21 protein-coding genes and 1 tRNA gene are annotated in these 18,380 nt (G+C 68.7%); 11 read left to right on the top strand and 11 right to left on the bottom strand.

Features of this window, described 5'->3' with window-relative positions; translation table 11 throughout:
• Nucleotides 1-2 precede the first annotated feature (2 nt).
• Entirely contained in the window at nucleotides 3-701 is a 699-nt protein-coding gene (locus K883_RS11060; RefSeq protein WP_020188338.1) for a chymotrypsin family serine protease, read from the bottom strand.
• 236 nt (nucleotides 702-937) lie between these two features.
• On the opposite strand from K883_RS11060, the gene K883_RS11055 reads away from it, so the two are divergent.
• Together K883_RS11055 and K883_RS11050 are read left to right on the top strand one after the other, a co-directional pair.
• A complete protein-coding gene (locus K883_RS11055; RefSeq protein WP_014381700.1) occupies nucleotides 938-1,456 on the top strand; it encodes a phage holin family protein in 519 nt (172 codons plus the stop codon).
• Nucleotides 1,457-2,428, top strand: coding sequence for an alpha/beta fold hydrolase (locus K883_RS11050; protein WP_020821445.1), 972 nt, complete (start codon nucleotides 1,457-1,459; stop codon nucleotides 2,426-2,428).
• Here K883_RS11050 and marP read toward each other — a convergent pair.
• From marP to nth, 4 genes are read right to left on the bottom strand one after another with little or no spacing between them, the layout of a single operon-like run.
• On the bottom strand, nucleotides 2,421-3,614 hold the full coding sequence (gene marP / locus K883_RS11045; protein ID WP_008263368.1) for an acid resistance serine protease MarP: 1,194 nt from the start codon (nucleotides 3,612-3,614) through the stop codon (nucleotides 2,421-2,423). The genes K883_RS11050 and marP overlap by 8 nt on opposite strands.
• A gap of 11 nt (nucleotides 3,615-3,625) precedes the next feature.
• Nucleotides 3,626-4,444 (bottom strand): NUDIX hydrolase, encoded by an 819-nt coding sequence (locus K883_RS11040; protein ID WP_008263366.1) that lies wholly within the window; start codon nucleotides 4,442-4,444, stop codon nucleotides 3,626-3,628.
• A gap of 29 nt (nucleotides 4,445-4,473) precedes the next feature.
• A complete protein-coding gene (locus K883_RS11035) occupies nucleotides 4,474-5,121 on the bottom strand; it encodes a TlpA family protein disulfide reductase (RefSeq protein WP_020821444.1) in 648 nt (215 codons plus the stop codon).
• 19 nt (nucleotides 5,122-5,140) lie between these two features.
• Nucleotides 5,141-5,821 carry an endonuclease III gene (gene nth / locus K883_RS11030; protein ID WP_036455416.1) on the bottom strand — a complete coding sequence of 227 codons (681 nt, stop codon included), beginning with the start codon at nucleotides 5,819-5,821 and terminating at the stop codon, nucleotides 5,141-5,143.
• Nucleotides 5,822-5,994: 173 nt separating this feature from the next.
• Here nth and K883_RS11025 point away from each other — a divergent pair, with 173 nt between their 5' ends.
• Complete coding sequence (locus K883_RS11025) at nucleotides 5,995-6,390, top strand: hypothetical protein (protein WP_225323758.1); 396 nt, start codon at nucleotides 5,995-5,997, stop codon at nucleotides 6,388-6,390.
• A 103-nt stretch (nucleotides 6,391-6,493) separates the two neighbouring features.
• Entirely contained in the window at nucleotides 6,494-7,168 is a 675-nt protein-coding gene (gene crp / locus K883_RS11020) for a cAMP-activated global transcriptional regulator CRP (protein ID WP_007772229.1), read from the top strand.
• Nucleotides 7,169-7,337: 169 nt separating this feature from the next.
• Here the strand turns inward: crp and K883_RS11015 are convergent, their stop codons facing one another.
• Genes K883_RS11015 through K883_RS27505 form a run of 3 tightly spaced genes read right to left on the bottom strand, consistent with a single transcriptional unit; the run spans nucleotide 7,338 to nucleotide 8,766 of the window.
• Complete coding sequence (locus K883_RS11015; RefSeq protein ID WP_008263349.1) at nucleotides 7,338-8,129, bottom strand: MBL fold metallo-hydrolase; 792 nt, start codon at nucleotides 8,127-8,129, stop codon at nucleotides 7,338-7,340.
• 5 nt (nucleotides 8,130-8,134) lie between these two features.
• Entirely contained in the window at nucleotides 8,135-8,602 is a 468-nt protein-coding gene (locus K883_RS11010; protein WP_008263347.1) for a RidA family protein, read from the bottom strand.
• A gap of 2 nt (nucleotides 8,603-8,604) precedes the next feature.
• Complete coding sequence (locus tag K883_RS27505; RefSeq protein WP_008263345.1) at nucleotides 8,605-8,766, bottom strand: DUF4177 domain-containing protein; 162 nt, start codon at nucleotides 8,764-8,766, stop codon at nucleotides 8,605-8,607.
• 63 nt (nucleotides 8,767-8,829) lie between these two features.
• Between K883_RS27505 and K883_RS11005 the strand changes: the two genes are divergently transcribed.
• Nucleotides 8,830-9,849: an ArsA-related P-loop ATPase gene (locus K883_RS11005; RefSeq protein WP_008263344.1), complete on the top strand. Its 1,020-nt coding sequence runs from the start codon at nucleotides 8,830-8,832 to the stop codon at nucleotides 9,847-9,849.
• Nucleotides 9,846-10,976 carry an ArsA family ATPase gene (locus K883_RS11000; protein WP_008263342.1) on the top strand — a complete coding sequence of 377 codons (1,131 nt, stop codon included), beginning with the start codon at nucleotides 9,846-9,848 and terminating at the stop codon, nucleotides 10,974-10,976. The genes K883_RS11005 and K883_RS11000 overlap by 4 nt, the downstream gene beginning before the upstream one ends.
• A 12-nt stretch (nucleotides 10,977-10,988) precedes the next feature.
• Here K883_RS11000 and K883_RS10995 read toward each other — a convergent pair whose 3' ends face one another.
• Complete coding sequence (locus tag K883_RS10995) at nucleotides 10,989-11,339, bottom strand: WhiB family transcriptional regulator (RefSeq protein WP_008263340.1); 351 nt, start codon at nucleotides 11,337-11,339, stop codon at nucleotides 10,989-10,991.
• A 352-nt stretch (nucleotides 11,340-11,691) separates the two neighbouring features.
• On the opposite strand from K883_RS10995, the gene ponA2 reads away from it, so the two are divergent.
• From ponA2 to K883_RS10970, 5 genes are all read left to right on the top strand, one after another.
• A complete protein-coding gene (ponA2, locus tag K883_RS10990; protein ID WP_008263338.1) occupies nucleotides 11,692-14,124 on the top strand; it encodes a transglycosylase/D,D-transpeptidase PonA2 in 2,433 nt (810 codons plus the stop codon).
• A gap of 63 nt (nucleotides 14,125-14,187) precedes the next feature.
• On the top strand, nucleotides 14,188-15,147 hold the full coding sequence (locus K883_RS10985) for a metallophosphoesterase (RefSeq protein WP_008263336.1): 960 nt from the start codon (nucleotides 14,188-14,190) through the stop codon (nucleotides 15,145-15,147).
• Entirely contained in the window at nucleotides 15,144-16,250 is a 1,107-nt protein-coding gene (locus tag K883_RS10980) for an L-cysteine desulfhydrase Cds1 (protein ID WP_014381696.1), read from the top strand. The genes K883_RS10985 and K883_RS10980 overlap by 4 nt, the downstream gene beginning before the upstream one ends.
• Before the next feature lie 61 nt (nucleotides 16,251-16,311).
• Nucleotides 16,312-16,388: transfer RNA gene (locus K883_RS10975), tRNA-Pro, on the top strand.
• A gap of 201 nt (nucleotides 16,389-16,589) precedes the next feature.
• A complete protein-coding gene (locus K883_RS10970) occupies nucleotides 16,590-17,279 on the top strand; it encodes a GAF and ANTAR domain-containing protein (RefSeq protein WP_009954787.1) in 690 nt (229 codons plus the stop codon).
• 45 nt (nucleotides 17,280-17,324) lie between these two features.
• On the opposite strand, the gene K883_RS10965 is transcribed toward K883_RS10970, so the two are convergent.
• Both K883_RS10965 and K883_RS10960 read right to left on the bottom strand, forming a co-directional pair.
• Nucleotides 17,325-17,909, bottom strand: a complete 585-nt coding sequence (locus K883_RS10965) for a restriction endonuclease (RefSeq protein ID WP_008263324.1) — start codon at nucleotides 17,907-17,909, stop codon at nucleotides 17,325-17,327.
• A 120-nt stretch (nucleotides 17,910-18,029) separates the two neighbouring features.
• A complete protein-coding gene (locus K883_RS10960; protein WP_008263321.1) occupies nucleotides 18,030-18,332 on the bottom strand; it encodes a DUF4193 domain-containing protein in 303 nt (100 codons plus the stop codon).
• Between the last annotated feature and the right edge of the window lie 48 nt (nucleotides 18,333-18,380).

Here is an 18,380-nt window from a genome sequence, read left to right as displayed (position 1 = left end):
GGTCAGGCCGGCAGCGGGCTGAACCCCGCACCGGGGCGGTGCTTGGCGTTGATGTCGCCCAGGATCGCGTTGAAGGACTGGACCACCGCCGGGGTGTGCAACGGGATGTACTTGACGATGCACGTCGGCAGGTTGTCGCTGAACGCGCCGTGGATCATCCCGACCAGCTCGTTGTTCACGGTCACCGGCGCGCCGGAATCACCGGGCTGGCCGCAGACCTGCATCACGATGGTGCCCGGCGTCTGGCCCGCGCCCCAGGTGACGCCGCACGAATTGCCGGTGGTGCGGCCCTGTTTGCAGGCGATCTCGCCGAAGGCCGGGTCCGGACCGATGCCGCTGATCAAAAAGCCGTTGAAGTTCGCCACCGGCGTCACCTTGGCCGGATCGAACTTGATCACCGCATAGTCGAGGTTGTCGTTGCCGGCGACCATGGTGCCCAAGACGCCCGCGTTTTCCGCGCCCTCGGCGGCGACCTGCGCGCCCGGGCCCCCGCAGTGCGCGGAGGTGAAACCGATGAGCTCACCCGCGGCGTCCCCGCCGATGGTGGTCAGCGTGCACATGGTGTCGCCGTTGACGACGATGCCCGCGCCGCCCCCCAGCGGGATCCTGACATCAGCGGCGGCGGCGTGGGCATGCGAACCGAGCACGGCCACCAGCAGGGAAACCATCGCCACCAAGAAGCACCGGTGCGCCCTCCGCACAGCCTCACTCCCATCGGTCGGCCGGACATCGCGACCGGCGTGGACGAGTGTAATCGGCCAGGCAGCCAGGTTCGCTCCTGCCGCGCGCCTGTGCGGACCGCGTTCTGGCCGAACCCAACTGGCCACCGGGCGGTCGCGGGTTCGGCTGGTCTCGTCTGCCTTCTCCTGTCCAGGCGCCACATGGCAACATAAACCGCGACGACAGCGAGCCTGGCGACGACGAAAGAGGACGGTCTGTGAGCAAAGCCGATGGCAAGAACGGCGTGCCCAGCACGCTGACCACGATCCCGTTGACCGACCCGCACGCCAAGCCCGCCGAGTCGTCGATCGGCGACCTGATCAAGGACGCGACGACCCAGGTCTCCACGCTGGTGCGCGCCGAAGTCGAACTGGCCCGCGCCGAAATTACCCGCGACGTCAAAAAGGGCCTCACCGGTAGCGTCTTCTTCATCGCCGCGCTGGTGGTGCTGTTCTACTCCACCTTCTTTTTCTTCTTCTTCGTCGCCGAACTGCTCGACACCTGGCTGTGGCGCTGGGTGGCGTACCTGATCGTCTTCGGGATCATGGTGGTGGTCGGCGCCGTGCTGGCCCTGCTGGGCTTCCTCAAGGTGCGCCGGATTCGAGGGCCGCGCGAGACGATCGAATCGGTCAAGGAGACCCGCACCGCGCTCACCCCGGGCCATGACAAGCAACTCACCGGGAGCCACGGCAGGCACGCGAAGCGCGACGCCGCCGGCGACCCCTCGGGTGGGTAGATGCCGCCGCCCGATCCGTCGGTAACCCGCATCGACGGGCCGTGGCGCCACCTGGATGTGCACGCCAACGGCATCCGCTTTCACGTCGTCGAGGCCGTCAGCGCCCGCGACGCCGGTGGACTGCCGCCGACGGCGCGGCCGTTGGTAATGCTGTTGCACGGATTCGGCTCGTTCTGGTGGTCCTGGCGTCATCAGCTGCGCGGCCTGACCGGCGCCCGCATGGTCGCCGTCGACCTGCGCGGCTACGGCGGCAGCGACAAGCCGCCCCGTGGCTACGACGGGTGGACGCTGGCCGGGGACACGGCCGGGCTCATCCGGGCGCTGGGGCACTCCTCGGCGACGTTGGTCGGCCACGCCGACGGTGGGTTGGCCTGCTGGGCCACCGCGCTGCTGCATTCGCGGCTGGTGTCGGCCATCGCGCTGATCAGCTCGCCGCACCCCGCGGCGTTGCGGCGCTCAACGCTGACGCGCCGCGACCAGGGTTATGCGCTGTTGCAGACCCTGCTCCCCTACCAGGTGCCGTTGTGGCCCGAGCGCCTGCTGACCCGCGACGACGCGGCCGAGATCGAACGCTTGGTCCGAAGCCGCAGCTGCGCGAAATGGCTTGCATCCGAGGACTTTTCCGAGACCATCGGCCACCTGCGGACGGTGATACAGATCCCGGGCGCCGCGCACTGCGCGCTGGAATACCAGCGCTGGGCGGCGCGCAGCCAGCTGCGCGACGAGGGCAGGCGGTTCATGAGGTCGATGTGCCAGCGGCTCAGTGTGCCGCTGTTGCACCTACGCGGTGAGGCGGATCCCTATGTGCTTGCCGACCCGGTCGATCGGACGCGACGTTACGCGCCGCAGGGACGCTACGTATCCATCGCGGGCGCAGGGCATTTCAGCCACGAAGAGGCCCCCGAGGAAGTCAACAGGCACCTGATGAGATTCCTCGACCAGGTGCACGGCTCCCGGGCCGGCCTCAACTGACGCAGGACCCGGTGCCCACCGTCTGCGTGTCACCGATTTTGGCGAGCTGACCCGCCACCTCGTCGGCGGTCAGCACAAAGCCGGTGTCGGGGTCGTCGACGGCCGCGCCGAACACCACCCCGAGCACGTGGCCGTCGAGGTCGATCAACGGTCCGCCCGAATTGCCTTGCTCCACACCGGCTCTGATCGTGTATACGTCGCGGGTGACCGGCGCCGGGTCCCGGTAGATGTCGGGCCCGCTCAACTTGATCAGCTCCCGGATCCTGGCCGGGGTCGCGGTGAAGTTGCCCCCGCCCGGATACCCCAGCACGACGACGCTGGCACCCGTCTTCGCCTCGGTCTGCGCGAACGGCAACGGTGGCGGCGGCAGGTTGGGGACCGCCAGGATCGCGACGTCGACCGACGGATCGTAGGACACCACGGTGGCGTCGAGGGGATTGCCGCTGGCGTAGATCTGCACGCTGTTGGAGCCGGCCACCACGTGCGCATTGGTCATCACCCGGTCGGGCGCGATCACGAATCCGCTGCCCTCCAACACCTTCTGGCAGCTGGGGGCCAGGCTGCGCACCTTGACCACGCTCGGAGCGGTGGCCTGCACCACCGGGTTGCGGGCCAGCTCGGGGTCGGGCGAGGCGACCGGAATGACCGGAGTGCGGCTGAACGGCTCCAACACCGCGGGCAACCCGGAGGTGTTCAGCAGCGCGGACAGCCGCTTGGGCACCGTCTTGAGCCACGGCGGCGCTACCTCGTTGACCTGAGCCAACACTCGCGAACCCCGGACCGCTGCGGCCAGCTCGGGCTGGTCCTTCGACTGGGTCAGCGGCGTCGCCAACAGCCACGCGGCCGTCAGCACCACGACGAGCTGCACCCCAACCCCGATCACCGAGTCGAGGGTTCGGATCGAGCGGCTGCGGATCGCGCCCCGGACGGCGCGTCCCAACACCACGCCGGCGACCTCGCCGATGACGACGAGCGCGAGGATCAAGAACAGTGCCGCAAACAATTTGGCGCGCGGCGCAGCGATGTGGCTGACGAGGTGGGGCGCAAGCAACACCCCCGCGATGGCACCGAGCAACACCCCCACGAACGACAGCAGCGACCCCAACGCCCCGGACCGCCAGCCCGAGACCGCCGCGATGAAGGCGACCGCCAGCACGGCGATATCCAGCCACTGCGACGGGGTCATCGAATTCATGTTCATCGGCGGGGCTCACCCCGGTCACCGACCAGCGCCATCGCCGCGTCCAACTCCCGCTCGTCGGCGGTGTCCCATGGCTGCGCCCAGCCGGCGACGTCGAGCAGTGCGGAGATCACCTGGCCAGTGAATCCCCATACCAGCATCTCGTTCAGCAGAAACGCCGGGCCGGCCCACCGGCGGCCGAGGTCGCCGCGGTACACCATCAACCGGTTTTCCGGATTGATGAAGGCGCGCACCGGAACTCGCGCGACGATCGCCGTCTCGGCCTCGTTGACGACGGCCACCGAACCGGGGTCCGGCGAGTACGCCAACACCGGCACGACGTGAAACTGCGAGGGCGCGATGAACATCCGCTCCATGGTGGCCAGGGGATGAAGCCTGCTGACGTCGATTCCGGTTTCCTCATGGGCCTCGCGCAGGGCGGTGGCCACGGGGCCGTCGTCGGTGGGATCGGCGGCGCCGCCGGGGAATGCCGCCTGGCCGGCGTGGTGGCGCAAGGTCGACGCCCGCACGGTGAGCAACAGGTCGGCGTCGTCGGGCGGGCCGCCACCGGGCGGGCCGGATTGCGGGCCGGAGAACAACACCAGGACCGCGGCGTCGCGGGCGGCTCCGCGCAGGGTGGTGACCGCCGACGCGGCCTTGGTGGTGATCATCGCCAGCACGTCGGCCGGCAGGCGGCGCCGGGCCGCGTCGGGGACGTCGTCGACGTGGTCGACCAGTGGACGCAGCCAGGACGGGCAGGCGTCAGGTGTCAGCGGAACGGTCCCGCGCGCGGGGGCGGGGTCCCCATTCCGCAGGGGCGAACCCCCAGCACTCACGGCCCCTCCAGTCGGTTCAATTTTTCCGCTTATCCCCTGTCGGTTCCGATCGCCGCGGCGATCTCGTCGGCAGTGGTGAAAGCGCGCGGCAGCGTCTGCGCAACGCTACCGTCCGGCCGCAGGACCACCGTCGCGGGCATCACATTTACCACCCGCAGCGCGGCCGCGACCCGGCGCCGGCCGTCCTGCAGGGTCGGCAGCCGAACGCCGAGCTCGGCCAGCCGCAGCAACGCGGCGGTCTCGTTCTCGTCTTGATGCACCGTCACCACCGTCACGTCCGAACCGGCCCGTCGTTGATACTCGGCCATCGCGGGCAGTTCGGCGGCGCACGGCGCGCACCAATATGCCCACAAGTTGAGGACCACCCGGCGCCCGGCGACCGCGCGCGCGACGTCGACCACCGAACCGTCGGCGGCGCATTCGGCGGTCACACCGCGCAGCGCCTCGGGACCGGGACCGCTTGCGCCGGCGGGACAGGGCGCCAGGCCGGCGCGTTGCCGCGGACCCGCCAGCGCGGCGGGGGTATCGGCGTCGCGGTGTTCCCGCTCCGCCGCCGCACGATCGGTCGCCGGCGTCCCCGGCGTGGCGGAGTGGTCTCGCAGCTGGGCCACCAGCGCCGCGATCAGCGCCACCACCACCGCCAGAATCGCGATGGTCCAGCGGGTCGTCCGGCTCAACGTCTCCTACCCCGGGTGCTTAGAGCCCGGCCAGCGCCAGCAGGTGCTCGGTTTCCGGGCCCTTCACCAGCGACGCGGCCAGCGGCGCCTCGGTGGGACCCAGCCCGAAGGAGGGGCAATCCTTGGCGATCAGGCAGACGCCGCATGCGGGTTTGCGCGCGTGGCACACCCGGCGGCCGTGGAAGATCACCCGGTGGCTCAGCATCGTCCACTCGCTGCGCTCGATGAGCTCGCCGACCGAGTGCTCGATTTTGACCGGGTCCTTGTCCGTGGTCCAGCGCCACCGGTGCACGAGCCGCGCGAAGTGGGTGTCGACGGTGATGCCGGGGATCCCGAAGGCGTTGCCCAGGATGACGTTGGCGGTCTTGCGGCCCACGCCGGGCAGGGTGACCAGTTCGGCCATCGTCGGCGGCACCTCGCCGTCGAACCGTTCGACCAGGGCCTGCCCCAGGCCGATCAGCGAGGACGCCTTATTGCGGAAGAACCCGGTCGGGCGGATCAGGTTTTCCAGTTCGGCGCGGTCGGCCTGGGCGTAATCCAGCGCCGACGGATACCGCTTGAACAGCGCCGGCGTCGTCAGATTGACCCGCTTGTCGGTGCTCTGCGCGGACAGGATGGTGGCGACGGTCAGTTCCAGCGGCGTGGTGAAGTCAAGCTCGCAGTGCGCATCCGGAAACGCTTGTGCCAGCGCACGATTCATCCGCCGCGCCCGTCGCACCAGGGCCACTCGGGATTCCTGCGACCAGCGCCCCGCGTCGACGCCATCGGGCTGGGCCGGCGTCGACTTCGAACGCCCGGACGACTTTGCCACTGTCACCTACGACAGAGTACTGATTTCGTGATCTCGCCGAGACCTCGTGTTGACGGGAGGCCATGTTTACTCTTCGTGTGTCATGGTTGCTGGTGGCCGGGGTTCCGGTGCTGCTGATGCTGGCGGCGCTGGGTCTGGGGCGGCTCGAATCCGAGCTCACCCGTGCCCCCCTTGCGGTGGCCGATGTCGACGAATTTCTCGAACGCGCCGGCGGTGTCGACATGCGCACGCTGGCCTCCGAGGGCATGCCCGAGGCGCTTGAATACCTGCATCGACGCGAGGCCCGGCAGCTGCCCGGCCCCGCGTTGACGGGGCGCAACGACGGGCCGCGGCACGCCGCGCCGTCATTCGCCGTCGGCTTCGTCGACCGCGACGAGATGACCCTGCCGACGCGAATCCACGGCCATTCGCACGTCAATCCGCAATTTAGGGCACCTCGACACGCCAATCGTGTGTAGCGTTGGCACGTTAGACACAATGGCGTTCCTCTAGACTCGTCACGCGAGCAAGGGATCAGCCTGCCCGTATACATTAATTTTCTGGGAAAGTTGAAGAGGCAACGTGGACGAGATCCTGGCAAGGGCAGGAATCTTCCAAGGGGTTGAGCCCGGCGCGGTCACGGCGCTGACCAAGCAGCTGCAACCCGTCGACTTCCCCCGCGGACACACAGTCTTCGCTGAGGGGGAACCGGGGGATCGGCTCTACATCATCGTCGCGGGGAAGGTGAAGATCGGTCGCCGCTCGCCCGATGGACGCGAGAACCTGCTGACGATCATGGGCCCGTCGGACATGTTCGGCGAATTGTCGATCTTCGACCCGGGTCCGCGGACTTCCAGCGCCACCACCATCACCGAGGTGCGTGCGGTGTCGATGGACCGCGACGCGCTGCGGGCGTGGATCGCCGATCGCCCCGAGATCGCCGAGCAGTTGTTGCGGGTGCTGGCCCGACGGCTGCGCCGCACCAACAACAACCTGGCCGACCTCATCTTCACCGACGTGCCCGGCCGGGTGGCCAAGCAGCTGCTGCAGCTCGCCCAGCGTTTCGGCACCCAGGAAGGTGGCGCCATGCGGGTCACCCACGACCTGACGCAGGAGGAGATCGCCCAGCTGGTGGGGGCTTCGCGGGAGACGGTGAACAAGGCGCTGGCCGACTTCGCCCACCGCGGCTGGATCCGCCTCGAGGGCAAGAGCGTGCTGATCTCCGACTCCGAGAGGCTCGCGCGCCGAGCGAGGTAAGCGCGCGCGAAGCGCGGGCGCAACCGAGCGAGAATCCCACCCCGAGCGAGGTAAGCGCGCGCGAAGCGCGCGCGCAATCCTGGTCTGCGAGCGCTTCGTGGCTGCAATTTGCGGCGCTCAATTTCGCAATGGCGTTACGCTCGCGAACGCTCGCCGGGGCGACTCCGCGCTAGCCGCGCAGGTGGTTCAGCTGCACCTGCACCGACCATTCGGCGGCATCCCACAGCTTCTCGTCGACGTCGACGTAGACGTGCTCGACGATCTGGCGGGCCCCCGCGTCCTCGCCGAGCTCGCGCAGCGCGGATCGCACCTGCTCCAGCCGCTCATGCCGGTGCGCAATGTATCCGCGCGCGACGGCCTCCAGGTCGGACAGCTCCGGCCCGTGCCCGGGCAGCACGGCGCGGCGGCCCAGCCCCCGCAACCGGTGCAGCGATTCCAAATAGTCGGTGAGACTGCCGTCTTCGGAGTCCATCACCGTGGTGCCGCGGCCCAGGATCGTATCGGCGGTCAGCACGGCATCGTCGAGGACGAAGGACAGCGAATCGGCGGTGTGGCCGGGGGTGGCCATGACCTTGATCCTGAGTCCGGCCGCATCGATGACCTCGCCGTCGACCAGCTCGCCGCCCAGCCCACGCAGAAAGCCACTGCCCGCCGACCGGACCGTCGCGCCGGTGCGCTCGACGAGCTTGTCGATGCCGTCGGTGTGGTCGCCGTGCCGGTGGCTGATCAGCACCAAACCGATGCGCCCCAGCGCGGCGACCCGCGCGATGTGCTCGTCGTCGTCGGGGCCGGGATCCACGATGACCAGCTCGTCGCTCCGCGGCCCGCGCAGCACCCAGGTGTTGGTGCCCTCCAGCGTCATCAGGCCCGGGTTGTCGGCCAACAGGACCGAGACCGTGTCGGTGACTGCCCGCAACCTGCCGTATGCGGGGTGAGTCGGCGGCTCGGCAACCTCGGTCACGACCGTCAGCCGACCTCGACGATCAGCTCCACTTCCACCGGCGCGTCCAGTGGCAGCTCGGAGACGCCGACCGCCGAGCGCGCGTGCGCGCCCCGGTCGCCGAAGACCTCGCCGAGCAGGTCGGAGGCGCCGTTGATGACGCTGGGCTGGCCGTTGAACCCGGGAGCCGATGCGACGAAGCCGACCACCTTCACCACTCGGGTCACCGAGTCGATGCCCACCAGGGAATCGACCGCCGCCAACGCGTTGAGCGCGCAGATCCGCGCCAGCGCCTTGCCCTCGTCCGGGGTGACCTCCGCGCCGAGCTTGCCGGTGCCCGCCAGCTTCCCGGCCCGCATCGGCAGCTGGCCGGCGGTGTAGACCAGGTCGCCCGTGCGCACCGCCGGCACATAAGAGGCCAGGGGCGCGACCACCTCCGGCAGCGCGAGATCGAGCTCGGCCAGTCGGGCCTTCCAGGAAGGCTGGGCGCTCATCTCTACTTGGGGCGCTTGAGGTAGGCGACGTGCTGTTCGCCGGTCGGGCCGTTCAGCACGGACACCAGCTCCCAGCCGTCGGCGCCCCACTGGTCGAGGATCTGTTTGGTGGCGTGCGTCAGCAACGGGACGGTGACGTACTCCCAGGCGGTCGGTTGGCTCATGCGGCGAGCTTATCGGTCGGAGGTGAACCGCTCCGGCCAGCCCGGCCGGGCTAGCATGCGAAGGTGGCAACCACTTCGAGCGGCGGCAGCGCCGTCGGCTGGCCGGCGCGCCTGACCAAGGCCCGCTTGCATTTTGTGACCGGCAAAGGCGGTACCGGCAAGTCGACGATCGCGGCGGCGCTGGCGCTCACGCTGGCGGCCGGCGGCCGCAAAGTCCTCCTCGTGGAAGTCGAGGGCCGCCAAGGGATTGCGCAACTCTTCGACGTCCCACCCCTGCCCTATCAGGAGGTGAAGATCGCGACCGCCGAACGCGGCGGCCAGGTCAACGCCCTGGCGATCGACATCGAGGCCGCATTCCTGGAATACCTCGACATGTTCTACAACTTGGGCATCGCCGGCCGCGCGATGCGCCGCATCGGTGCGATCGAGTTCGCGACGACCATCGCGCCCGGCCTGCGCGACGTGCTGCTCACCGGGAAGATCAAAGAGACGGTGATCCGCGTCGACAAGAACCGGCTCCCGGTGTATGACGCGATCGTCGTCGACGCGCCCCCGACGGGACGGATCGCGCGGTTTCTCGATGTCACCAAGGCCGTCTCCGATCTGGCCAAGGGCGGCCCCGTGCACTCGCAGGCCGACGGCGTCGTGAAGCTGCTGCACTCCGAGCAGACCGCCATTCACCTGGTCACCCTGCTGGAGGCGCTGCCCGTCCAGGAAACGCTCGAGGCCATCGAGGAGCTCGCCGACATGCAGCTGCCGATCGGCAGCGTGATCGTCAACCGCAACATCCCCTCCTACCTGCAACCGGCCGATCTGGCGAAGGCCGCCGAGGGGGACGTCGACGCCGACTCGGTGCGGGCCGGGCTGGAAAAGTCCGGAATCACGTTGAACGACAACGACTTCGCCGGCCTGTTGACCGAGACCATCGAGCACGCGACCGTGATCGCCACCCGCTCCGAGATCGCGCAACAGCTCGACGCGCTGAAAGTCCCGCGGCTACAACTTCCGGCGATCTCCGACGGGGTCGATTTGGGCAGCCTTTACGAACTGTCGGAATCGCTTGCACAGCAAGGAGTTCGATGAGCACCACGCCGAAACCGCTTGATATGGCCGCTATCCTGGCCGACACGTCGAACCGGGTGGTGGTGTGCTGCGGCGCGGGCGGCGTGGGCAAGACGACCACCGCGGCCGCGATCGCCCTGCGCGCCGCCGAATACGGCCGCAACGTCTGCGTCTTGACGATCGATCCGGCCAAGCGGCTGGCCCAGGCGCTGGGGGTCAACGACCTCGGCAACACGCCGCAGCGCGTCCCGCTGGCGGCGGAGGTTGAAGGCGAGCTGCACGCGATGATGCTCGACATGCGTCGCACCTTCGACGAAATGGTGGTCCAATACTCCGGACCCGGTCGCGCACAAGCGATTCTGGACAACCAGTTCTATCAGACCGTCGCCAGTTCGCTTGCGGGCACGCAGGAATACATGGCGATGGAGAAGCTGGGCCAGCTGCTGGCCGAGGATCGCTGGGACCTGGTGGTCGTCGACACCCCGCCGTCGCGCAACGCGCTGGACTTCCTGGACGCGCCGAAGCGGCTGGGCAGCTTCATGGACAGCCGGTTGTGGCGGCTGCTGCTGGCGCCGGGCCGCGGCATCGGCCGGTTGGTCACCGGCGCAATGGGTTTGGCCATGAAGGCAATGTCGACCATCCTGGGCTCACAGATGCTCGGCGACGCCGCCGCGTTCGTGCAATCGCTGGACGCCACCTTCGGCGGCTTCCGGGAAAAGGCGGACCGCACGTACGCGCTGCTGAAAAGGCGTGGCACGCAATTCGTCGTGGTGTCGGCGGCCGAGCCCGACGCGTTGCGCGAGGCGTCCTTCTTCGTCGACCGGCTGTCGCAGGAAGGCATGCCGCTCGCCGGGCTGGTCTTGAACCGCACGCATCCGACGTTGTGCTCGCTACCGGCCGAGCGGGCGATCGACGCCACCGAGATGCTGGAGCACGACACCGATTCCGAAGCCGCGTCGCTGGCCGCGGCCGTGCTGCGGATTCATGCCGACCGCGCGCAGACCGCCAAGCGGGAAGTCAGATTGCTCTCCCGATTCACCGGAGCCAATCCGCACGTGCCGGTCATCGGCGTTCCTTCGCTGCCGTTTGACGTGTCGGATCTGGAAGCGCTGCGGGCCCTCGCCGACCAGATCACGTCGGTCGCCTAGGGCCCCACTCGGTCAGCCCGCGGTGCGGCTTCTGCTCTTGTCGAAGAAGTCCGCCCAGGACACCACCTCGGGGTGCTGCTTGAGCAGCGCGCGGCGTTGCCGCTCGGTCATGCCGCCCCACACCCCGAACTCGACCTTGTTGTCCAGCGCGTCTGCCGCGCATTCCTGCATCACCGGGCAGTGCCGGCAGATCACTGCCGCCTTGCGCTGGGCCGCGCCACGGACAAACAGTTCGTCGGGATCGGTCGTGCGGCAGAGCGCCTTCGAGACCCAAGCGATCCGTTCTTCAGCATCGACGCTGCGGAGTACACCTTGTGCGGCTGCGATGTTTGTCCTACGCGCCGCCGGCCGTATTGGTGACACGAATCGTTCCCTTTCCCTACCGGCCGCCCGTCACGGCCGCCCTCCTTGGGTGCAGATCCAACCCTGCGATCTACGCCTCACCATGTACATCGGTGTTACCTGAATCTCACCGTGTGTCTAAGTTAGGTGGTCAGGTGCCAATTGCGCAACAGTCCGATAACGCTTTTTTTGGGACGAGCGTGCCGTCTCGTCCAAAAAATCCGGCGGGAAAGTGATCTTGCACACTGGGCTACCCGTCTGACCTGTGACGCAATCGCAAATTCTGGGTGCGCACCCGAGGGGCCCGGGCGCCGAAATTTTTGGGCGAAGTTGCAGCGTGGCGGCGTGACTGGGGGCCGCTACTGTAGTAGCCATGTCAGACCGCCCCCCGGCCGCGCTCACGATCTTGAAGCTCGCGGGGTTCTGTTTGTTGGCCAGCGTCGTCGCCACCGCACTCCTGTTTCCCGTCGCCGGCGGCATAGGGCTGGTGTCCAATCGGGCCTCCGAAGTGGTCGCCAACGGCTCCGCGCAGCTGCTCGAGGGCGAGGTGCCGGCGGTGACGACGATGGTCGACGCCAAGGGCAACACCATCGCGTGGCTGTATTCGCAACGCCGGTTCGAGGTGCCCAGCGACAAGATCGCCAACACGATGAAGCTGGCGATCGTCTCCATCGAGGACAAGCGGTTCGCCGACCACAACGGGGTGGACTGGAAGGGCACCCTGACCGGGCTGGCGGGCTACGCGCGCGGTGACGTGGACACGCGCGGCGGGTCGACCATCGAGCAGCAGTACATCAAGAACTACCAGCTGCTGGTCACCGCGAAGACCGACGCGGAGAAGCGCGCGGCGGTGGAAACCACCCCGGCGCGCAAGCTGCGCGAGATCCGGATGGCGCTGACGCTGGACAAGACCTTCACCAAGCCCGAGATCCTGACGCGGTATTTGAACCTGGTCTCGTTCGGCAACAACTCGTTCGGCGTGCAGGACGCCGCCCAGACCTACTTCGGCATCAACGCCTCCGACCTGAACTGGCAGCAGGCGGCGCTGCTGGCGGGCATGGTGCAATCGACCAGCGCGCTCAACCCGTACACCAACCCCGAGGGCGCTCTCGCGCGGCGGAACCTGGTGCTGGACACCATGATCGAGAACATCCCGCAGGAGGCCGAGGCGCTGCAGGCCGCCAAGGCCGCGCCGCTGGGCATCCTGCCGCAGCCCAACGAGTTGCCCCGCGGCTGCATCGCGGCGGGCGATCGGGCGTTCTTCTGCGACTACGTGCAGGAGTACCTCTCCCGGGCCGGGATCAGCAAGGAACAGGTGGCCCGGGGCGGCTACCTGATCAAGACGACGTTGGACCCGGACGTGCAGCTGCCGGTCAAGGCGGCGATCGACAAGTTCGCCAGCCCGACGCTGCCGGGCATCTCGAGCGTGATGAGCGTGATCCAGCCCGGCAAGACGTCGCACAAGGTGATGGCGATGGCCAGCAACCGCACCTACGGGCTGGACGTCGACGCCGGTCAGACCATGCGCCCGCAACCCTTCTCCCTGGTCGGCGACGGCGCGGGATCCGTCTTCAAGATCTTCACCACGGCCGCGGCCCTGGACATGGGGATGGGCATCAACGCCACCCTCGAGGTGCCCGGCCGGTTCCAGGCCAAGGGCATGGGTAGCGGCGGGGCCAAGGGCTGCCCGAAGGACAACTGGTGCGTGGTCAACGCCGGTAACTACCGCGGGTCGATGAACGTGACCGACGCGTTGGCCACCTCACCCAACACCGCGTTCGCCAAGCTGATCCAGCAGGTCGGGGTGACGCGCACGGTGGACATGGCGATCAAACTCGGGCTGCGGTCCTACGCCGACCCCGGCACCGCCCGCGACTACAACCCCGACAGCAACGAGAGCCTCGCCGACTTCGTCAAACGGCAGAACATCGGATCGTTCACCCTGGGCCCGATCGAGGTGAACGCGCTGGAGCTGTCCAACGTCGCGGCCACGCTCGCCTCGGGGGGCACCTGGTGCCCGCCGAACCCGATCGACAAGGTGGTCGACCGCAAGGGCAACGAAGTCGCGGTGACGACCGAGACCTGCGATCAGGTGGTCCCCGAGGGGCTGGCCAACACACTGGCCAACGCGATGAGCAAGGACGCGTTGGGCGGCGGCACGGCGTCCGGTTCGGCCGGCGCGGCGGGCTGGGACCTGCCGATGTCCGGTAAGACGGGCACCACCGAAGCCCACCGCTCCTCGGGCTTCGTCGGATTCACCAACCACTACGCGGCGGCCAACTACATCTACGATGACTCCACCAACCCCACGGACTTGTGTTCGTCCCCGTTGCGGCACTGCGGCGAGGGCGACCTCTACGGCGGTAACGAGCCCGCGCGCACGTGGTTCACCGCGATGAAACCGATCGCCACCAACTTCGGCCCGGTGCAACTGCCGCCCACCGACCCGCGCTACGTCGACGGCTCCCCCGGGTCGCGGGTGCCGAGCGTGGCGGGCCTGGACATCGACGCGGCACGCGCGCGCATCAAGGAGGCCGGCTTCCAGGTCGCCGACCAGAACAACTTCGTCAACAGCAGCGCGAAGCAGGGCGAGGTGGTCGGCACGACACCGAGCGGCGCGACGATTCCGGGCTCGATCATCACCATTCAGGTCAGCAACGGCATCCCGCCCGCCCCGCCGCCGCCGCCCGAAGGGGCGCCGGTGCCGGTCGGCTCGCAGGTCGTCGAGATTCCGGGGCTGCCGCCGATCACCATCCCGTTGATGGCGCCGCCACCGCCGGCCCCGCCCGGTGCGCCGCCCCCGTAAATCTGATTGCGTCGTGACGCACGAGATACGCTGCCCGTCCGCGACCGGCAGTAGGCTGCCATCATGGCGAACGTTATGCCCGTCCTGATACGTGCCGGTGCCGCGGCGCTCGGTTCGAGCGTCGCCGGCCTCGGCTATGCCGCGATCATCGAGCGCAACGCCTTCGTCCTGCGCGAGATCACCATGCCCGTGTTGAGCCCGGGTTCCACACCGTTGCGCGTGCTCCACATCAGCGATCTCCACATGACGCCCGGCCAGCGGCGCAAGCAGGCGTGGCTGCGGGAGCTGGCCGGCTGGGAGCCGGACCTGGTGGTCAACACCGGCGACAACCTGGCCCACCCGAAGGCCGTCCCGGCGGTCGTCCAGGCCCTGGGCGACCTGCTGTCGCGGCCGGGTGTCTTCGTGTTCGGCAGCAACGACTACTTCGGGCCGCGCCTGAAGAACCCGCTGAACTACGTGACCAACCCGTCGCACCGGGTCCGCGGCGAGCCGCTGCCCTGGCAGGACCTGCGGGCGGCGTTCACCGAGCGCGGCTGGCTCGACCTCACCCACACCCGGCGCGAGTTCGAGGTGGCGGGTCTGCACGTCGCCGCCGCGGGCGTGGACGACCCGCACCTCGACCGGGACCGCTACGACACCATCGCGGGCCCGGCCAGCCCCGCGGCGAACCTGCGGCTGGGACTGACCCACTCCCCGGAGCCCAGGGTGCTGGACCGCTTCGCCGCCGACGGCTATCAACTGGTGATGGCCGGGCACACCCACGGCGGACAGGTCTGCCTGCCGTTCTACGGCGCCCTGGTGACCAACTGCGGCCTGGACCGCTCGCGCGCGAAGGGGCCGTCGCGGTGGGGCGCGCACATGCAGTTGCACGTCTCCGCGGGGATGGGCACCTCGCCGTTCGCGCCGGTGCGATTCTGCTGCCGGCCCGAGGCGACCATGCTGACGCTGATCTCCACCCCGATGGGCGACCGCGACGCGGCCAGCGACCTGAGCCGTTCGCAGCCAACAGCTTCGGTGCGTTGACCGACCGGACCCGGATCGCGGTCCGCAGCCGCTCACGGTGCTGGACCGACAACGCGATCCGGTTGATCCACGCCGACGCCCGCCGCAGCGCCGACACCCACCTGCTGCGCTATCCGCTGCCGTCGGCGTGGAGCACCGACGTCGACGTCGCGCTGTACCTCAAGGACGAGACCACCCACATCACCGGCAGCCTCAAGCACCGGCTGGCCCGCTCGTTGTTCCTCTACGCCCTGTGCAACGGCTGGATCGACGAGGGCACCACGGTGGTCGAGGCGTCGTCGGGTTCGACGGCGGTGTCGGAGGCCTATTTCGCGGCCCTGCTGGGGCTACCGTTCGTCGCGGTGATGCCGGCGGCGACGAGCGCATCGAAGGTCGCGCTGATCGAAGCCCACGGCGGCCGTTGCCATTTCGTGCAGAGTTCCAGCGAGGTGTATGCCGAAGCCGAGCGCGTCGCCCGCGAAACCGGCGGGCACTACCTGGACCAGTTCACCAACGCCGAACGCGCCACCGACTGGCGGGGCAACAACAACATCGCCGAGTCGATCTTCGAGCAGATGCGCGAGGAGCGCTTCCCCGTCCCGGAATGGATCGTGGTCGGCGCCGGCACCGGCGGGACCAGCGCCACGATCGGGCGCTACATCCGCTATCGCCGCCACGCCACCCGGTTGTGCGTCGTCGACCCGGAGAACTCCGCCTTCTTTCCCGCCTACGCCGAGGACCGCGACGACGTTCTGATGCCCACCTCGTCGCGCATCGAGGGCATCGGCCGCCCGCGGGTGGAGCCGTCGTTTCTCCCCGGCGTGGTCGACCGCATGGTGGCCGTCCCGGACGCGGCGTCGATCGCCGCCGCGCGCCACGTCAGCGCCGTGTTGGGGCGCCGGGTGGGACCGTCCACGGGCACCAACGTGTGGGGCGCGTTCGGCCTGCTCGCCGAGATGGTCGCCGAAGGCCGCAGCGGTTCGGTGGTGACGCTGCTCGCCGACAGCGGCGACCGCTACCGCGACACCTACTTCAGCGACGAGTGGGTCGCGGCGCAGGGACTGGACCCAACGGGCCCGGCCCGGGCGCTGGTCGAGTTCGAGCGTTCTTGCTCGTGGGAGTGACGTGGCGCACCGCGGTTTGGCGAGCCGCTGGCCCGGTGCGATAGGCTGTCGGAGCTTCAGGCGGGGTGTGGCGCAGCTTGGTAGCGCGCTTCGTTCGGGACGAAGAGGCCGTGGGTTCGAATCCCGCCACCCCGACCACTTAGGTTTTGCTCGTCCGGTGTCGGTCGCAATCACCCAAAACCCGGCCGATATAGTGGATCTCACCGTAATGCTGAGCAGACAGCATTGACATTCGTCGCCGTCATAACTGACAAATGATCGCCTCGCGAGACCGCAGGCTGGGAGAAAACGGCGCGGGTTTTGCCTGGAACCGGTCTCGACGCACGAAGGCGACATTCAGTGACCAATTTCGACGATCTCACCCTGCTCACCGACGTTCTGCGGGCCATCTATTCGGCGGACGCGGCCGACTTCCCTCGGGTGCTGGACGAGCTGACCAGGGCGGCGGCGCGCTGGGTGCCCGGGGCGCAGGAGGCGGGGATCACGGTCACCAGCCGGCAGAACGAGGTCAGCACCCCCTCGGTCACCGACGACTGCGCCAGGTTGCTCGACGAGTTCCAGCAACGCCACCTCGAGGGGCCGTGCGTGCACGCCGCGTGGACCCGGAAAGTCGTCGTCATCGACGACCTCGGGAGCGACTCGCGCTGGCCGAAGTATCAGGCCGACGCCCTCGCGTACACGCCGGTGCGCAGCGTCCTGTCACTGCCGATGTACGCCGACGAGCTCAGCATGGGGGCGCTGAACTTCTATGCCGAACGCCCGCACGCCTTTTCCGACGATTCCCGCCGGGTGGCCGCCGTCTTCGCCGCGCTGGGCGCCCTGGCGTGGAGCAACGTCGTCCGCACCCAACAGTTCAGGGAGGCCCTGAGCACCCGCGACACCATCGGGCAGGCCAAAGGCATTCTGATGGAGCGCTACGACCTCGATGACCACACGGCGTTCAACACGCTGATCAAACTGTCGCAGAGCACGAACACCCCGCTGCGCGAGATCGCGCGCCGGGTCATCGAGGACACCACCCGGCGCTGAGGCGCGCCGTCCGAACGCGCTGCGGCCCAGGGCATCTCGCGGCCGTTAGTTCCCCCGCACGGGAAGGGGCGCCACCCGCGTCCAGTTCTGCAGCTGGGTGCGCCCGACCAGCCGGCATTGATGGGTGCCGGCCAATTGGCGGGCCGCCTTCGTGAACGTCTGGTTGGTCACCACGACCGCCCGATTGCAGCCGTGGTGGCGCGACCCGGAAACGACCTGTTGCACCGCGGCGACGCCGACGGCCTTGGCCAGCCTTTTGCACTGCACCGCCATGCGGACGCCGCCCCTTTTGGCGATGAGGTCCACCCCGTAGTCGCCGGTGCTCGCGGTCGGCGTGACGGTGTAACCCGCGACGCGCAGCTGGGCGGCGACGAATTCCTCGAATTCGGTACCGGACATGCGGTCGATGGCCCGCAGCCGGGATTTCGCGTGTTTGAGGTCGCGGCGGCGGTGGGCGTCGGCCTGACGGCGGTCCCGCTGCACCGAAAGCCACCACAGCACGGCGACCGCGAGCGCGAGCCCGCCGAGGCCGGCCAAAAACCCCGCCGGCGGGCTGCCGGTGGCCTGCTGCGTGAAATACCAAGGGAGAGCTAACCCCAGCAGGAGGAGCAACCCGAGAACCTTCTCCATGACTCCTCAACGTGCCGTTCGCGCCGACGCAGACTTGTCCGATGAACCTAGTTCAAGCCTGTGACATTTCGGCGCAGGCGCGAGACGGCGCCACGCCGCGGCCGGGGCGCTATCGGCGCGTTACGCGCAGTCGGCGCAGACCGGCAGGCCGGAGCTGGAGCGACGCAACCGGCTGCGGTGCTGCACCAAAAAGCAACTCGAGCAGGTGAACTCGTCGGCCCGCTGGGGGATCACGGTCACCGTCAGCTCCTCCCCGGACAGGTCGGCGCCGGGCAGCTCGAAGAAGTGGACATCGTTGGGATCCTCGTCGGCCACGGTGGTGCCGGCCCCGCGCAGGGTCGGTGCCAGCTCGCGCAGCGAGGACTTGTCCTGGGTGTCGTTGTCGGATACACGGCGTGCGTCGTAGTCAGTGGTGGTCGCCATCGGAGTTCCTCCCTGCTCTCAGACGGGCTGACGCACTTTGCTGTACTC

This window comes from Mycobacterium sp. TKK-01-0059 (assembly GCF_000709305.1).
GTDB lineage: Bacteria > Actinomycetota > Actinomycetes > Mycobacteriales > Mycobacteriaceae > Mycobacterium > Mycobacterium intracellulare.
Note: the sequence above shows the minus strand (reverse complement) of the source record. Positions and strands in the feature narration are given on the sequence as shown.

Bases quoted from the DNA above. Each gene is read 5' to 3' on its own strand.
- K883_RS11000 (WP_008263342.1), top strand. From the start codon at position 9,846: ATGAGCACCACGCCGAAACCGCTTGATATGGCCGCTATCCTGGCCGAC.
- K883_RS10985 (WP_008263336.1), top strand. From the start codon at position 14,188: ATGGCGAACGTTATGCCCGTCCTGATACGTGCCGGTGCCGCGGCGCTC.
- nth (WP_036455416.1), bottom strand. From the start codon at position 5,821: ATGAATCGTGCGCTGGCACAAGCGTTTCCGGATGCGCACTGCGAGCTT.
- K883_RS10960 (WP_008263321.1), bottom strand. From the start codon at position 18,332: ATGGCGACCACCACTGACTACGACGCACGCCGTGTATCCGACAACGAC.
- K883_RS11010 (WP_008263347.1), bottom strand. From the start codon at position 8,602: ATGAGCGCCCAGCCTTCCTGGAAGGCCCGACTGGCCGAGCTCGATCTC.
- K883_RS27505 (WP_008263345.1), bottom strand. From the start codon at position 8,766: ATGAGCCAACCGACCGCCTGGGAGTACGTCACCGTCCCGTTGCTGACG.
- K883_RS11025 (WP_225323758.1), top strand. From the start codon at position 5,995: ATGTTTACTCTTCGTGTGTCATGGTTGCTGGTGGCCGGGGTTCCGGTG.
- K883_RS10965 (WP_008263324.1), bottom strand. From the start codon at position 17,909: ATGGAGAAGGTTCTCGGGTTGCTCCTCCTGCTGGGGTTAGCTCTCCCT.
- K883_RS11050 (WP_020821445.1), top strand. From the start codon at position 1,457: ATGCCGCCGCCCGATCCGTCGGTAACCCGCATCGACGGGCCGTGGCGC.
- ponA2 (WP_008263338.1), top strand. From the start codon at position 11,692: ATGTCAGACCGCCCCCCGGCCGCGCTCACGATCTTGAAGCTCGCGGGG.
- marP (WP_008263368.1), bottom strand. From the start codon at position 3,614: ATGACCCCGTCGCAGTGGCTGGATATCGCCGTGCTGGCGGTCGCCTTC.